Genomic DNA, 14,220 nt, shown 5'->3' on the forward strand with positions numbered 1-14,220 from the left:
CACATTGTTTGTGTTCGCTACACATCTGATGTGGGAGCGAGCTTGCTCGCGATAGCGGTGGGTCAGTTAAGGAGATGTTGGATGTGCCGGCGTCATCGCGAGCAGGCTCGCTCCCACAGTAGATTCCGGGCGTTCACATTGTTTGTGTTCGCTCACATCTGATGTGGGAGCGAGCTTGCTCGCGATAGCGGTGGGTCAGTGGAGAGAGGTTGGATGTGCCGGCGTCATCGCGAGCAAGCTCGCTCCCACAGTAGATTCCGGGCGTTCACATTGTTTGTGTTCGCTACACATCTGGTGTGGGAGCGAGCTTGCTCGCGATAGCGGTGGGTCAGTTAAGGAGATGTTGGATGTGCCGGCGTCATCGCGAGCAGGCTCGCTCCCACAGGGGTTATGGTTCCAGGCCTATGGGGAAAAATTCGCCGCTGCTCCACACGCCCAACCAGCGCTGCCCGTCGATCTCGCGGCTGACCGCCAGCTCTACCAGTTGGTAGAAGACATTGCGATGGATCAGCGCTTCGAGATTGCTGCGCACATGCACGTAGGGCGCAGGTTCCTGGGTCTGGGGATCGATCACCACCCGCAGCGGATGCTCGGCACCGGCCTCGGTGGTTTCCTCGACATTGGTGGTGAAGCGCAACAATTGCCCTTCCCCCTGCCCTTCGACCTCAAGGGTCACGGCCACGAACGGCGCGTCATCGACCTTGATGCCGACTTTTTCCACAGGGGTAATCAGGAAGTAATCATCGCCGTCGCGGCGGATGATGGTGGAGAACAGCTTGACCATCGGCTTTCGCCCGATGGGCGTACCCAGGTAGTACCAGGTGCCGTCCCGGGCGATGCGCATGTCGATGTCGCCGCAGAAGTCGGGATTCCACAAATGGACCGGCGGCAGGCCTTTGGTCTTGGGGATCTGCCCCAGCAAGTCATTGGCTTTTTGCGGTCCGCTCATGGTGACTCCTGATTATTTATTCGTCGCTCATCCCCAGCAGGCTACGGGCATATTCACGCAAAGGCGTGGCGATGAGGTCTTGTGGCTGCTTGTCGTGCAACGTCAGTAAACCGCCACGACTCTTGATCCGTGCAGTATCAATCAAATACTGGGTGCTGGTCTCGATCAACATGATTTGAATCACGCTGGTATCGACACCCAAGCGATCCAAGGCTTCTTCATCCTGCCATTCGTCAGTGTTGCCGATGCGGTTGTCAGCCTTGGCGAAGCGGGTGTACAGCAAATAATGGGCGCCGGCGGAACGGGCCTCGCCCATGGCCTGGTCGAGGCCTTCGGGAACGCGGGCGCGACGGACCATGGGGAAATATTCGATGAAGCCATTGAAGGCTTCTTCGGCCACGACGTTGGGACGCGGATAAGCGCTGCCTGGCGGAGCGAAAGCGCCCTGGGCGATGTAGATGAACGAGTCGGGCTGAATACGCAGGTTGTTCACACGACGGCTGTCGCTATGGTCCAGCAGGCCGGCGTCGCTCATGTGATAACGAACGCCCTCTCCCATGTCGCTGACATTCATGCAGCCACCAAGCGCCAAAATGGCCAGCAGCAAAACCAGGCTACGCATCCTACCCTCCAAAGAACCGGTGTCGGAAAACCGGCGAATGGTCGTGGGATGCAGCTTTTGCGCCAGCTTGCAGGATGAAGGTGCGCAGTAACCCGTAGGAGCTGCCGAAGGCTGCGATCTTTTGATCTTGATCTACTGGGCGTTCACTCACGACTCAATGGTTTGGGTAAAGATCGCAGCCTCGTTGCACTCGACAGCTCCTACAGCTCCTACAGCTCCTACAGCTCCTACAGCTCCTACAGCTCCTACAGCAGAGTGCACCTGGTCGAGTCGGTCAGCCGCCGATGATTTTCATGATGGTCGCCCCGCCGGAGAATGCCACTTCCTGCTTGTCCCCCAACGCCTTGACCAACAAGCGCTGAAGCGCCGGCAAGGCCTGGTGGCGGGGCTTGTCCAGCAGATCGCCGACGAAGTGACGGTTACTCGACGACAGGCAGCCATGCAGCCAACCCGTGGAAGACAACCGCAACCGTGAGCAGGTACGGCAGAAAGGCACGCTTTCGTTGGCGATCACGCCAAAGTGCCCCAGCCCCGGTATCTCATAGCGCACCGCGGTAGCATCTACCGGCGCATCGGCTTGCAGGTATTCGTACTGATCGCCGATCAGGCTGAGCAGTTGCTGGAGGCTGACGAATTGTTGCAGGAAGGCGTTGGAGTCGCTGGCCAGGTGTCCCATGCGCATCAACTCGATGAAACGCAACTCATAGCCACGTTCCAGGCAGTATTCGAGCAAAGGCATCACCTGGTCCAGATTCTGCCCGCGCAACGGCACCATGTTGACCTTGATCTTCATCCCGGTGGCCCGGGCCTGCTCCATACCATCAAGCACAGTCGCCAGGTCGCCGCCACGGGCGATACTGCGAAACGCGGCAGGGTCCAGGGTGTCGAGGGAAACGTTGATGCGACGGATACCGGCGTCTACCAGCAAGGGCAGTTTTTTCGCCAGCAACTGGCCATTGGTCGTCAGGCTGATGTCCTCCAGGCCCATCTGCCCCACCGCCATCATGAAACGTTCGAGCTTGGGGCTGACCAACGGTTCGCCGCCAGTGATGCGCAGCCGCTCGATGCCGGCGGCCTCGATCAAATAGGCCACGCCACGCGCCATGGCCTCGGCTGACAGCTCATCCTGCGCAGCCACCAACCGCTTGCCGTCAGGCACGCAATAGGTACAGGCGTAATTGCAGGCTGAGGTCAGGCTTATCCGCAGATTACGGAAACGCCTGCCTTGACGGTCAACGATCATGGATCACTCCGGCACGAGAAAAAACGGACTCACGAAAATTGACCTAGAAATCAAGATTTCGCAAGACCCAAGCCCGAGTATATTACTGGGACACTGCGCCATGTAAGCGGACATGGCGCAATAAGACAGCTGAATGTCTTGGCCTGTGCGGCCTTAGCTGCTCGGGACGTCAGTATCGCGCTTGCGCTTGTTGCCCATGCGCACGCCGATGTCCATCAGGAACTGGAAGAAACCTTCCTGGTCTTCCAGCACGTTGCTCCAGAACGGCGAGTGATACAGCGCCACAGCGCCGTGCACCAGCGCCCAGGCAGCGCAGTAATGGAAATAAGGCGGCACGTCTTCGAGCTTGCCTTCGCTGATCCGGCCCTTGATCAGCAGGGTCAGACGTTCGAAGTTCGAGGCGCGGATCTTGTGCAGCTCCTCGACCATCTCCGGCACCTGGTTGCCCTTGACCACCTTCTCTTCCAGGCGATCGAACAAGCGGTAGCGCTGCGGGTCGCGCATGCGGAACTCGAAGTAGGCCCGGGACAGGGCCTCCTTGTCCTTGTCCACATCGGCCGAGTGCAGCAGCTCGTTCAAATCGCGCTCGTAGTCGAGCATCAGGCGCAGGTAGATCTCCGCCTTGGATTTGAAATGTTTATAAATCGTGCCTTTGCCGATACCCACGGCATCCGCAATCATCTCGACGGTGACACTGTCTTCACCCTGGTCGAGGAACAACTTGAGCGCGGTGTCGAGAATTTCCTGCTCGCGGCGGCGAAACTCACGGACCTTACGGGGTTCTTTGTGCATAAGAAAAAGGTCTGAAGGGTCAAAATTCGAAGCCGGGTATTATGCCTAACTTACGCAAAAATGCACGGATCATCCGTTCTCGGCCACTGTTCTTCACAAAACCGTACACACCCGGCTCGCCGTTTCCCACGCCAATGCGCCGCGCCTGCGAGCTTTGGCGACAGTGAGAACTTATCCGAAGCGAGCGTATTCCAAATTTGTTTAAAAACCGCCCCGGCCAGACTGGACGGGTTGGCATACTGATCAATACTTGAACTGTCAGCGCGACATCTCCCCCAAGTGACGCGCTGATGAAGGTACCAACGGACCGCGTACCTTTGTTTTACTCCTAATGGTCTTAACCCGGATTCACCCCCCAGAACCCGGGTTTTTTTTGCATGGAATTCAGGCTTGCGCCGCACGCACGTGAGCCAGTGGAAACAATTGCTTAAAATTTTCCGTCGTCTGCTCGGCAAACCGTTCGTAGGACTCACCGCGCAGCATCGCCAGGAACTCTGCCACTTCCCGTACGTATTGCGGAAGGTTCGGCTTGCCACGATAGGGAATGGGCGCCAGGTAAGGCGAGTCGGTCTCCACCAACAGCCGATCAGCCGGCACCTTGCTGGCTACGTCGCGTAATGCATCGGCATTGCGGAACGTGACAATCCCGGACAAGGAAATGTAATAGCCCATGTCCAGGGCGGCCTTGGCCATGTCCCAGTCTTCGGTGAAGCAATGCAGCACCCCGGCCTGGGGCAGCGCGGCGTCACGCAGCAAGGCCAGGGTGTCGGCCCGGGCGCCACGGGTGTGGATGATCACCGGCTTGCCGGTTTGCCGGGCGGCCTCCAGGTGCAGTCGGAATGACGCCTGCTGCACGTCGGCAGCTTCCGGTTCGTAGTGATAGTCCAGGCCGGTTTCGCCGATGGCGACTACCCGTGGATGGTCCAGCTCACGCAACAGCCAATCGAGCGCCGGCGCGGCATCGGGCTGGACATCCAGCGGGTGGACACCGACCGAGCAATCGACATCGGCATAACGTTCGGCCAGGGCCTTGACGTCGGCGGCGTTGTCGACGGTGACGCCGATACACAGGAAATGACCGACACCCCGCTCACGAGCCGCGTCCAACGCAGCATCCAGGGAGCCGCCATGGGCAGCGAGGTCGAGACGGTCAAGGTGACAATGGGAATCTACAAGCATAAAAGGCCGGGCTACATCGTATGAGTGGAACGGTCGGACTTCAGGGAGCCGGCCAAGTGGGTTTCGATCTGATTGCGGGCGGAATTGTCGCCGTCGCTGAATTGCACGCCGACGCCGGCGGCCCTGTTGCCCTGGGCGCCTTTGGGGGTTATCCAGATCACCTTGCCGGCGACCGGGATCTTTTCCGACTCATCCATCAGGCTCAAGAGCATGAACACTTCATCACCCAAGCGATAATTCTTGTTGGTCGGAATGAACAGGCCGCCGTTCTTGATGAAGGGCATGTAGGCGGCGTAGAGCACCGACTTGTCCTTGATGGTCAGGGACAGGATGCCGTTGCGTGGCCCGGGACTGACAGGTTCGTTCATGCTGATCTCCGCTGCGATTGAGCTGAGTTTAGGCGGTACCTGTCAGTTTCGACCAGGCAAACTCGCCCACTGCACCAACAGCGCCTCGAGCAACAGCACCCGGTTGAGGTTCGCTTTGCCCAGCACCTTCTGACGTTGGGCAAGAATCCAGTCCTGAATGTTCAAGATTTTATCCTGGCTGCTTTTTTGCGCCAGGTACTGGATCACCTTGCGCATGTCCGCCAACCCCAAGCCTGTCTCGTCCTCGGTCAATTGGTAACGCAGGATCAGGCTCGACCAGTCGCAGAACCAGTCAAACAGCAAGAGCAACGGGATCGCGTTCCAACCCTCGGCCAGTTGCGTGGGGGATTGCTGCTGCTTGAGCAGTTTCTTGACCCCGTCCACCACCAAAGCTCGCTGCTCCCGCACGCCCTGGGCCTGAAGGCTGACAGCCGCCAGGGGCGAGCCGGCCGCCAGGGTCAGCAGCTCGACACGCTCTTCGTCGCTGCTGTCGGGCAAGGCCTGGGCCAGCCACTGCAAGCTCATCGCCTCGCTCGGCAGCGGGCAGGCCTGTTGCACGCAGCGACTCTTGATGGTCGGCAGCAAGCGACTCGGCTGGTGGCTGACCAGCAACAGCACGGTGTCGCCAGAAGGTTCTTCGAGACTTTTGAGCAAGGCGTTGGCAGCGTTGATGTTCATCGATTCGACGGGTTCGATCAGCACCACCTTGCGCCCGCCCATCTGCGAGGTCTGGACCACGAAGCTGACCAAGTCCCGAACCTGGTCGACCTTGATCGCCTTGTCCGCTTCTTCCGGTTCCAGCACGTAATTATCGGGATGGCTGCCCGCCTTGAGCAGCAGGCAGGACTTGCACTCGCCGCAGGCATTCGAGACACCCGGGCGCTGGCACAGTAGGCTGGCCATCAGGCGCTCGGCCAGTGCCCGCTTGCCGATGCCGGCCGGGCCGTGCAACAGATAGGCATGGGCATGCTGGGCACGACCGGCCAGTTGCTGCCAGAGGCTGTCTTGCCAGGGATAGGCTTCAGCCACGGACACGCTCCAGCAAACGCGGCAGCAAGCCGTCCAGGGACTGCTGGACCTGGGTCAGCGGTTGCGCGGCATCGATCAGCAGGTAACGTGCCGGATCGGCCTTGGCGCGACTCAGGAAGGCACTGCGCACGGCATTGAAGAAAGCCTGGCCCTCAAGCTCGAAACGATCCAGGCGACCACGGGCACTGGCGCGGGCCAGGCCGATTTCCACCGGCAGGTCGAACACCAGGGTCAGGTCTGGTCGCAGGTCACCCTGGACGAAGGTTTCCAACGCGGCGATGCGCTCCACGGACAAGCCCCGGCCGCCGCCCTGGTAGGCATAGGTCGAATCGGTAAAGCGATCGCAGAGCACAACGGCGCCACGGGCCAGCGCCGGGCGAATCACCTCGGCCAGATGCTGTGCCCTGGCCGCGAACACCAGCAACAGCTCGGTGTCGGGGTTCATGACCTCTTCAATGGGTGCCAGCAGCACCTCGCGAATTCGCTCGGCCAGCGGCGTACCGCCCGGCTCGCGGGTCAACACCACCTCGATGCCGGCAGCCCGCAGGCGTTCGGCCAGGTATTCGCGGTTAGTGCTCTTGCCGGCGCCTTCCGGGCCTTCCAGCGTTATAAACAAGCCAGTCACAGGCGATCCTTAATCAAAGTCATTGCGGGCTCGGCGGCTCGCTGGCATCCGGTTCGGGAGCAGGCACTTGGGGCGGCACCTGGGGCACGGCTTCCGGCGCCGTGTCGGGTGATGCCGCGGGAATGGGTGCCTGCTCGTCCGGTGTTGCCGGGGCCGGACTGGAGCGGTAATCGGCACGGCGCTTGAGTTGGAATTCGCGCACCGCGTTGTTGTGCGACTCCAGGTCATCGGAAAACACGTGGCTACCATCACCGCGCGCGACGAAGTAAAGGCTATTGCCCGACGCCGGGTTCAATGCCGCATGAATCGCTTCGCGCCCCACCATCGCAATCGGCGTCGGCGGCAAGCCCGGGATCAGGTAGGTGTTATAGGGGTTTTCTTCTTTCAGATGGGCGCGGGTGAGTTTGCCGGTGTAGCGCTCGCCCAGGCCATAGATCACCGTGGGATCGGTCTGCAGCAGCATGCCCAGGCGCATGCGCCGAACAAAGACGCCGGCAATCTGCCCGCGTTCCTGGGGTACGCCGGTTTCCTTCTCCACCAACGACGCCATGATCAGCGCTTGATACGGCTGGGTGTAAGGCACATCGGCGGCACGCAGTGCCCACTCCTTGGCGAGCACGTCTTCCAAGCGGTCGTAGGCTTTTTGCAGCAGGTCGACATCCGAGGTGCCGCGCACGAAGCGATAGGTGTCGGGGAAAAACCGGCCTTCGGGAAATATCCCGGAGTGACCAAGACGGTCCATGACCTGGGCGTCGCTCAAGCCGGTGAGGGTCTGCTGGAGCTTTTCATCCTTGGTCAGCGCGGCGCGCACCTGACGGAAATTCCAGCCCTCCACCAGCGTCACGCTGTACTGCACCACTTCGCCGCGTTTCCAGACGCCGATCAGGCCCTCCATGGTCATGCCCGGCACCATCCGATATTCACCGGAATGCAGTGGCTGGTCGGCAAGATTGAAGCGCCAATAGATCCGCAGCCAGAAGGCGTCCTTGATCAGGCCATCGGCTTCGAGGCGCTTGAGGGTTCCGGTCGGGGTGGTCCCGTTGGGCACGTCCAGCAATTCTTCCTGGGTGATGTTCAGCGGCTGTTGCAGCGCCGAATGAATCTTCCAGGCCGAAGCGCCCAACAACAGCCCTGCCAGAACCAGTCCGGTCTCCAGCAGCAGCAAGAATTTACGTCTCACGAATCAAACATCCAATAGCGCACGGGCAAGGGTTTGCAGTTTACGGGTGAGCGGGCCAACCGACCAGCGCGCCGAACTGCATCCGCGTACCGGCCACACGCCATAAACGCTGTTGCAGACGAAGACTTCATCAGCCTGGTGCAGCTGTTCGAGACTGATGTCCGTGATTTGCGTGGCGATGCCCAGGGACTTGGCTTGAAACAATAATTCTGCACGCATCACGCCGGCCACGCCGCAACGGCTCAGGTCCGCCGTGAACAACACGCCATCGCGCACCAGGAACAGGTTGCTGAACACACCTTCGATCACCCGTCCGGACGTATCCAGCATCAAGCCTTCGGCGTACTGCCCATCGTTCCATTCGGCACGGGCCAGCACTTGTTCCAGGCGATTGAGGTGCTTGAGGCCGGCGAGCAAGGGCTGCTCGGACAACCGCACGCTGCAGGGAAACAGCAGAACGCCTTGTTCGGCATGGGCGGCGGGATAAGCGGCGGGTGGGCTCCCTTGCAAGATGCGTCGGGCCGGGGTCGAGGGATCTGCGGCATAACCGCGCAGACTGTCACCACGGGTCACGATCAGCTTCAGCACGCCGGCGCCCAGGCAGCGGGCATAGGCATTCAACTCGGTGCTCAACGCGCTCATGTCGACGTTGAGCGCCAACCGCTGGCAACCGGTTTCCAGGCGTTGCAGGTGACGCTCCAGCAACACTGGCGCGCCATCGTGCACGGCGAGGGTCTCGAACAACCCATCGCCGTAAGCCAGGCCGCGATCTTTCAGCGACAGGACGTCGGCCGGCTGACCGTCGACCCAGCTTTCCATCAACCGGCGAACCGGCGGAACACCAGCGAACCGTTGGTCCCGCCAAAGCCGAAGGAGTTGGACAGCACCACATCGATGTCCATGCTACGGGCAGTGTGCGGCACGAAGTCCAGGTCGCAGCCTTCGTCCGGCTCATCGAGGTTGATGGTCGGCGGCGCTGTCTGGCTGTTGATCGCCAGGACGCTGAAGATCGCTTCCACCGCCCCAGCCGCACCCAGCAGGTGACCGGTCATGGACTTGGTCGAGCTGACCGCCAGCTTGTAGGCGTGTTCGCCGAACACGGTCTTGATCGCCTGGGCTTCGGCCAGGTCGCCGGCCGGGGTCGAAGTGCCGTGGGCGTTGATGTACTGCACCTGCTCGCCGTTGAGTTTCGCATCACGCAAGGCGTTGGCGATGCAACGGGCAGCACCGGCGCCATCGGCCGGTGGCGACGTCATGTGGTACGCATCGCCACTGGTGCCAAAACCGATCAGCTCGGCGTAGATGGTCGCGCCGCGCGCCTTGGCGTGCTCCAGCTCCTCGAGCACCAGCGCACCGGCACCGTCGGACAGCACGAAGCCATCGCGACCCTTGTCCCACGGCCGGCTCGCGCGGGCGGGCTCGTCGTTGCGGGTCGACAGCGCACGGGAAGCACCAAAGCCACCCATGCCCAGGCCGCAAGCCGCCATCTCGGCGCCACCGGCAATCATCACGTCGGCTTCGTCGTACATGATGTTGCGCGCGGCCATGCCGATACAGTGGGTACCGGTGGTGCACGCCGTGGCAATGGCGTAGTTAGGTCCCTGGGCACCCAGGTGGATGGACAGGAAACCGGAAATCATGTTGATGATCGAGCCCGGCACGAAGAACGGAGAAATCCGTCGCGGCCCCGATTCGTGCAGCGTGCGGCTGGTTTCTTCGATATTGGTCAAGCCGCCAATACCCGAACCCATGGCCACGCCGATGCGTTCACGGTTGGCGTCGGTGACTTCCAGCCCGGCGTTGCGCACTGCCTGGAAACCGGCTGCCAAGCCGTATTGAATGAACAGGTCAAGCTTGCGAGCTTCCTTGACCGACAGGTATTCCTCGACATTGAAGCCCTTTACCGAGCCGCCAAAACGGGTGGAATAGGCAGAAAGGTCGGTGTGTTCGATCAGACCAATGCCACTGCGGCCAGCCAGAATGCCCTGCCAACTGCTCGGCACATCCGTGCCCAGTGGCGACAACATACCCATACCGGTGACTACGACGCGTCTACGCGACACAGCACTCTCCTTTTTCTAATGACGACTTTGCATCAGGCCTAAAGAAAAAACCGCACGCCGTGATGGCAGTGCGGTTTTTCCATGACAGCTAGCGACGACTAAAAACGATTACGCCTGGTGGCTGGTAACGTAGTCGATAGCAGCTTGTACAGTAGTGATCTTCTCAGCTTCTTCGTCAGGAATCTCGGTCTCGAATTCCTCTTCCAGAGCCATCACCAGCTCAACAGTGTCAAGGGAGTCGGCACCCAGGTCTTCAACGAAGGAAGCGGTGTTCACAACTTCTTCTTCTTTAACGCCCAGTTGCTCGGCAACGATTTTCTTGACGCGCTCTTCGATGGTGCTCATACCTTGTTTTCACTCCTAATGGACAAATTCAGGCAGCTGGCCGGTGGGTAAGTGTATAGAAGAACTTTTCGGTTTTTCAACCGAAAGCTTCACTCCTCAAACCCTGCGGCCCGCCGTCTATAAATTGATTGCAGCTTTATAACGGATTTTAGACAGCTCGTATGACATTTTTTTGAAGCAATCCGTCACATTTAACTCATGTACATCCCGCCGTTTACCGGGATTGTAGCCCCGGTCACGTATGCCGCACCGTCCGACGCAAGAAAAGCGACCACGGACGCGATTTCTTGAGCTTGCCCCAGACGACCCAGGGGAATCTGCGTCAACAAGGCTTCACGCTGTGCTTCTGGCAGTTCACGGGTCATGTCGGTGTCGATGAAACCCGGTGCAACCGAGTTTACCGTAATCGAGCGCGAACCCACTTCACGCGCCAGCGCACGGCTGAAACCTTCCAGACCGGCCTTCGCCGCAGCATAGTTTACTTGGCCTGCGTTGCCCATGGCACCCACAACCGAACCGATACTGATAATTCGACCCCAGCGAGCCTTGGTCATGCCACGCAAAACGCCCTTGGACAGCCGGTACAGACTGTTCAGGTTGGTGTCGACGACATCGAACCATTCGTCATCTTTCATGCGCATCATCAGGTTATCGCGGGTGATACCGGCATTATTGACCAGGATCGCCGGCGCACCGAACTGCTCCTGAATGCTTGCCAGCACCGCCGCAACGGATTCGTCGCTGGTGACGTTCAGCTCAAGGCCGGTGCCTTGAATGCCGTTTTCCTTCAGGGTCGCAGCGATACGCTCGGCGCCCGAAGCGGAAGTCGCGGTGCCGATAACGATGGCGCCTTGACGACCCAGTTCCAGGGCGATGGCCTGGCCGATGCCACGGCTTGCACCGGTCACCAGTGCAACTTTACCTTGCAGACTCATGCAAGCTTCTCCTGTTCAGGCCTGCGCTGCACGGGCGGCAGCGAAGGCGTCTGGGGTGTTGAGGTTGGAAGTCGACACGCCTTCGGCGCAGCGTTTGTTCAGGCCTGCCAGCACTTTGCCAGGGCCGCATTCGACCAGCTCGGTCGCGCCCTTGGCCGCCAGGGCCTGCACCGATTCGACCCAGCGAACCGGCTTGTAGAGTTGCTCCAGCAGATCACGCTTGAGGGTCTCGAGATCCGGCGCCACGTTGGCGCTGACGTTCTGCACCACAGGGATCTGCGGGGCCTTCCAGTCGATGGCGGCAATGGATTCGGCAAAGCGCTCGGCAGCCGGACGCATCAGCTCGCAGTGCGACGGCACGCTAACCGGCAGTGGCATGGCGCGCTTGGCACCACGGGCCTTGCAGCCCTCGATGGCGCGCTCGACAGCAGCCTTGGCGCCGGCAATGACCACTTGGCCCGGGGAGTTGAAGTTCACCGCACTGACCACATCGCCTTGCGCCGCTTCGGCACAGGCGGCCAGCACATCGGCGTCTTCCAGGCCGAGGATCGCGGCCATGCCGCCCTGCCCGGCCGGAACCGCTTCCTGCATCAACTGGCCACGACGCTCCACCAGTTTCACGGCGTCGCCCAGGCTCAGGCTGCCAGCGGCTACAAGGGCGCTGTATTCGCCCAGGCTGTGACCGGCGACGAATGCCGGACGCGCGCCGCCTTCAGCCAGCCACAGGCGCCACAATGCGATCGAGGCGGTCAGGATGGCTGGTTGGGTTTTATCGGTTTGATTGAGGCGCTCTTCCGGCCCTTGCTGGGTCAGTGCCCAGAGGTCATAGCCGAGCGCAGCGGAAGCTTCTTTGAATGTTTCGAGGATCAGCGGGTATTGCGCGCCCAGCTCGGCCAGCATGCCGAGGGACTGCGAGCCCTGTCCTGGAAAGACGAATGCGAGGGAAGCAGACATGAAAACAAAGCCCCTAATGATCTTGTCGTCAAAAATTGACGCCCCTGGGGGCGTTAGCAAACTGAAAGTTGGATGGCGGCTTGAACCGACCGGTCACATTTAAGCATTGTCGGACGAAAACGCCTAAGTTAACAAATCCTCGAGGCGACCGTGCAGGCGCTCCGGCAGGTTTTCCTGGATCTCGATCACCGCCCGGTTGATCGCGCTCTGGAAACCCTGCACGCCCGCCGAACCGTGGCTCTTGATCACGATCCCCTGCAACCCGAGGAAACTCGCACCGTTGTGCCGCGCCGGCGCCAGGTCGGCCTGCAACCGACGCATCAATGGCAGCGCCAGTGCGCCGACTGCCCGCGAGGCGAAGCTTTGCTTGAACAAGGCCTCGATGCGCTGGCCGATCATGGTCGCCAGGCCTTCGCTGGACTTGAGCAGGATATTGCCAACGAAGCCATCGCACACCACCACATCGGCCTCGCCACGGTACAAGCCATCGCCTTCGACGAAGCCGATGTAGTTGATGCCGCGCGCGCCCTGCAGCAGCGTGGCCGCCAGCTTGACCTGCTGGTTGCCCTTGATGTCTTCGGTGCCGATGTTCAACAACGCCACACGAGGACGCACGATGCCCAGGGTTTCCGCCGCGACCGAGCCCATCACCGCAAATTGCAGCAAATGCTCGGCACTGCAATCGACGTTGGCCCCCAGGTCGAGCAACTGACAAAACCCACGCTGGGTCGGGATCGCCGCCACCATCGCGGGCCGGTCGATACCCGGCAAGGTCTTGAGTACGTAGCGCGACAGCGCCATCAGCGCACCGGTATTGCCAGCGCTGACGCATGCCTGGACCTTGCCATCGCGCAGCAGCTCAAGGGCTACCCGCATCGAGGCGTCAGGTTTGCCGCGCAGGGCCTGGGCCGGCTTTTCGTCCATGGTGATGATTTCGGACGCCGGAGCAATCGTCAGGCGCGCGCGATCGACAGCCGATTGGCCGCTGAGCATTTCTTCCAGGAGGGAGGGTTGACCGACGAGGGTCAGGTGCAGCGAGGGCGTAGCATTCAGACAAGCAAGGCTGGCCTGAACAATGCTGCGGGGACCGAAGTCCCCGCCCATTGCGTCAATCGCGATGACTTGAGCGGACAAGTGATTACTCGTCAGCGCCCTTGTCGATCACTTTACGGCCACGGTATACGCCTTCTGGCGATACGTGGTGACGCAGGTGAACTTCACCAGTGGTTTTTTCTACGGACAGGGTGCTAGCCTCGAGAGCGTCGTGCGAACGGCGCATGTCACGGGCAGAGCGGGATTTTTTGTTCTGCTGAACAGCCATAATTGATTAACTCCTAAACGTTTGGGTCACGCTTTAACTGCGCCAATACACTGAACGGGTTGGACCGCGTTACCTCGTCCTCGCTCGGTTCGGGCTCATCTGCTCCCGCCGGCTGCTGGCATTCTTCCGGATGATGAGCAGGCACAATGGGCAAGGCGAGCAGAAGCTCCTCCTCGATCAGTGACTGCAGATCCAATGGATCTTCGCCCAGTTCCAGCACGTCATAACCTTTCGGCAACGACTGGGTATTCGCACCCTCCTTCACCACGGCGTAACTGCATTCGCTGTGGATCGGCAGGGTGACCAGCTCAAGACAACGCTGGCAAACCATTTTGACTTCAGTGTCGATAAAGCTGTGGATTACCACAGATTTACGTTCATCTCGTTCAAAAACGAATTTGGCCTGGACCGTACCGACATTGTCGGAAAGCGGGTCGCAGAGTCTCTTCAAATCGGCCAGCAGCAGTTCACCTTGAAGGGTGGTGCCACGGTCAGCCAATTTGCGCGGGTCAACGTGAGGTGGAATCGGGTCATTCAACATAGGCGCAGCATTATAGGGATGCCCCCGGCCATGTCAAAGGAAATTCAGCCCTGTCCGTCACTTGCGCGCCTCGC

At 60.4% G+C, this 14,220-nt stretch carries 17 protein-coding genes; all 17 read right to left on the reverse strand.

Going from position 1 to position 14,220, the window contains the following annotated elements; genetic code table 11:
- Positions 1–388 precede the first annotated feature (388 nt).
- The 17 genes from QMK47_RS20660 to QMK47_RS20740 all read right to left on the reverse strand — a co-directional run bounded on the left by QMK47_RS20660 (position 389) and on the right by QMK47_RS20740 (position 14,146).
- Complete coding sequence (locus tag QMK47_RS20660) at positions 389–949, reverse strand: DUF1285 domain-containing protein (protein WP_258689016.1); 561 nt, start codon at positions 947–949, stop codon at positions 389–391.
- A 16-nt stretch (positions 950–965) separates the two neighbouring features.
- Entirely contained in the window at positions 966–1,571 is a 606-nt protein-coding gene (locus QMK47_RS20665; RefSeq protein WP_063324923.1) for a DUF4823 domain-containing protein, read from the reverse strand.
- Between the two features lie 274 nt (positions 1,572–1,845).
- Positions 1,846–2,814 (reverse strand): GTP 3',8-cyclase MoaA, encoded by a 969-nt coding sequence (locus QMK47_RS20670; protein WP_058544656.1) that lies wholly within the window; start codon positions 2,812–2,814, stop codon positions 1,846–1,848.
- Positions 2,815–2,967: 153 nt separating this feature from the next.
- A complete protein-coding gene (locus QMK47_RS20675) occupies positions 2,968–3,606 on the reverse strand; it encodes a TetR/AcrR family transcriptional regulator (RefSeq protein WP_003204240.1) in 639 nt (212 codons plus the stop codon).
- Positions 3,607–3,990: 384 nt separating this feature from the next.
- On the reverse strand, positions 3,991–4,785 hold the full coding sequence (locus tag QMK47_RS20680; RefSeq protein WP_320389259.1) for a TatD family hydrolase: 795 nt from the start codon (positions 4,783–4,785) through the stop codon (positions 3,991–3,993).
- Positions 4,786–4,796: 11 nt separating this feature from the next.
- The gene (locus QMK47_RS20685) at positions 4,797–5,153 is read right to left on the reverse strand and encodes a PilZ domain-containing protein (RefSeq protein WP_253476826.1); all 357 of its coding nucleotides are present in this window, start codon (positions 5,151–5,153) and stop codon (positions 4,797–4,799) included.
- 42 nt (positions 5,154–5,195) lie between these two features.
- The gene (locus QMK47_RS20690; protein WP_253476829.1) at positions 5,196–6,182 is read right to left on the reverse strand and encodes a DNA polymerase III subunit delta'; all 987 of its coding nucleotides are present in this window, start codon (positions 6,180–6,182) and stop codon (positions 5,196–5,198) included.
- Positions 6,175–6,807: a dTMP kinase gene (tmk, locus tag QMK47_RS20695; RefSeq protein WP_253476830.1), complete on the reverse strand. Its 633-nt coding sequence runs from the start codon at positions 6,805–6,807 to the stop codon at positions 6,175–6,177. The genes QMK47_RS20690 and tmk overlap by 8 nt, the downstream gene beginning before the upstream one ends.
- Before the next feature lie 19 nt (positions 6,808–6,826).
- A complete protein-coding gene (gene mltG, locus QMK47_RS20700) occupies positions 6,827–7,987 on the reverse strand; it encodes an endolytic transglycosylase MltG (protein WP_320389260.1) in 1,161 nt (386 codons plus the stop codon).
- Between the two features lie 3 nt (positions 7,988–7,990).
- Entirely contained in the window at positions 7,991–8,806 is an 816-nt protein-coding gene (gene pabC / locus QMK47_RS20705; protein ID WP_320389261.1) for an aminodeoxychorismate lyase, read from the reverse strand.
- On the reverse strand, positions 8,806–10,050 hold the full coding sequence (gene fabF / locus QMK47_RS20710; RefSeq protein ID WP_018613569.1) for a beta-ketoacyl-ACP synthase II: 1,245 nt from the start codon (positions 10,048–10,050) through the stop codon (positions 8,806–8,808). The genes pabC and fabF overlap by 1 nt, the downstream gene beginning before the upstream one ends.
- A 108-nt stretch (positions 10,051–10,158) precedes the next feature.
- Positions 10,159–10,395, reverse strand: coding sequence for an acyl carrier protein (gene acpP, locus QMK47_RS20715; RefSeq protein WP_003175607.1), 237 nt, complete (start codon positions 10,393–10,395; stop codon positions 10,159–10,161).
- Between the two features lie 191 nt (positions 10,396–10,586).
- Positions 10,587–11,330: a 3-oxoacyl-ACP reductase FabG gene (fabG, locus tag QMK47_RS20720; protein ID WP_018613558.1), complete on the reverse strand. Its 744-nt coding sequence runs from the start codon at positions 11,328–11,330 to the stop codon at positions 10,587–10,589.
- Between the two features lie 15 nt (positions 11,331–11,345).
- Entirely contained in the window at positions 11,346–12,284 is a 939-nt protein-coding gene (gene fabD / locus QMK47_RS20725; RefSeq protein WP_214509719.1) for an ACP S-malonyltransferase, read from the reverse strand.
- Between the two features lie 123 nt (positions 12,285–12,407).
- Positions 12,408–13,418 carry a phosphate acyltransferase PlsX gene (gene plsX, locus QMK47_RS20730; RefSeq protein ID WP_214509718.1) on the reverse strand — a complete coding sequence of 337 codons (1,011 nt, stop codon included), beginning with the start codon at positions 13,416–13,418 and terminating at the stop codon, positions 12,408–12,410.
- A 4-nt stretch (positions 13,419–13,422) separates the two neighbouring features.
- A complete protein-coding gene (rpmF, locus tag QMK47_RS20735; RefSeq protein ID WP_003179396.1) occupies positions 13,423–13,605 on the reverse strand; it encodes a 50S ribosomal protein L32 in 183 nt (60 codons plus the stop codon).
- A 13-nt stretch (positions 13,606–13,618) separates the two neighbouring features.
- Complete coding sequence (locus QMK47_RS20740; RefSeq protein WP_014339505.1) at positions 13,619–14,146, reverse strand: YceD family protein; 528 nt, start codon at positions 14,144–14,146, stop codon at positions 13,619–13,621.
- Between the last annotated feature and the right edge of the window lie 74 nt (positions 14,147–14,220).

Source organism: Pseudomonas sp. P9_35 (assembly GCF_034008205.1).
Classification (GTDB): domain Bacteria; phylum Pseudomonadota; class Gammaproteobacteria; order Pseudomonadales; family Pseudomonadaceae; genus Aquipseudomonas; species Aquipseudomonas kilonensis.

Excerpts from the sequence above, each read along its gene's own strand:
- acpP (WP_003175607.1), bottom strand. The coding sequence starts at position 10,395 with ATGAGCACCATCGAAGAGCGCGTCAAGAAAATCGTTGCCGAGCAACTG.
- QMK47_RS20670 (WP_058544656.1), bottom strand. The coding sequence starts at position 2,814 with ATGATCGTTGACCGTCAAGGCAGGCGTTTCCGTAATCTGCGGATAAGC.
- fabG (WP_018613558.1), bottom strand. The coding sequence starts at position 11,330 with ATGAGTCTGCAAGGTAAAGTTGCACTGGTGACCGGTGCAAGCCGTGGC.
- QMK47_RS20680 (WP_320389259.1), bottom strand. The coding sequence starts at position 4,785 with ATGCTTGTAGATTCCCATTGTCACCTTGACCGTCTCGACCTCGCTGCC.
- QMK47_RS20740 (WP_014339505.1), bottom strand. The coding sequence starts at position 14,146 with ATGTTGAATGACCCGATTCCACCTCACGTTGACCCGCGCAAATTGGCT.
- QMK47_RS20665 (WP_063324923.1), bottom strand. The coding sequence starts at position 1,571 with ATGCGTAGCCTGGTTTTGCTGCTGGCCATTTTGGCGCTTGGTGGCTGC.
- QMK47_RS20675 (WP_003204240.1), bottom strand. The coding sequence starts at position 3,606 with ATGCACAAAGAACCCCGTAAGGTCCGTGAGTTTCGCCGCCGCGAGCAG.
- QMK47_RS20685 (WP_253476826.1), bottom strand. The coding sequence starts at position 5,153 with ATGAACGAACCTGTCAGTCCCGGGCCACGCAACGGCATCCTGTCCCTG.
- pabC (WP_320389261.1), bottom strand. The coding sequence starts at position 8,806 with ATGGAAAGCTGGGTCGACGGTCAGCCGGCCGACGTCCTGTCGCTGAAA.
- rpmF (WP_003179396.1), bottom strand. The coding sequence starts at position 13,605 with ATGGCTGTTCAGCAGAACAAAAAATCCCGCTCTGCCCGTGACATGCGC.
- QMK47_RS20660 (WP_258689016.1), bottom strand. The coding sequence starts at position 949 with ATGAGCGGACCGCAAAAAGCCAATGACTTGCTGGGGCAGATCCCCAAG.
- fabD (WP_214509719.1), bottom strand. The coding sequence starts at position 12,284 with ATGTCTGCTTCCCTCGCATTCGTCTTTCCAGGACAGGGCTCGCAGTCC.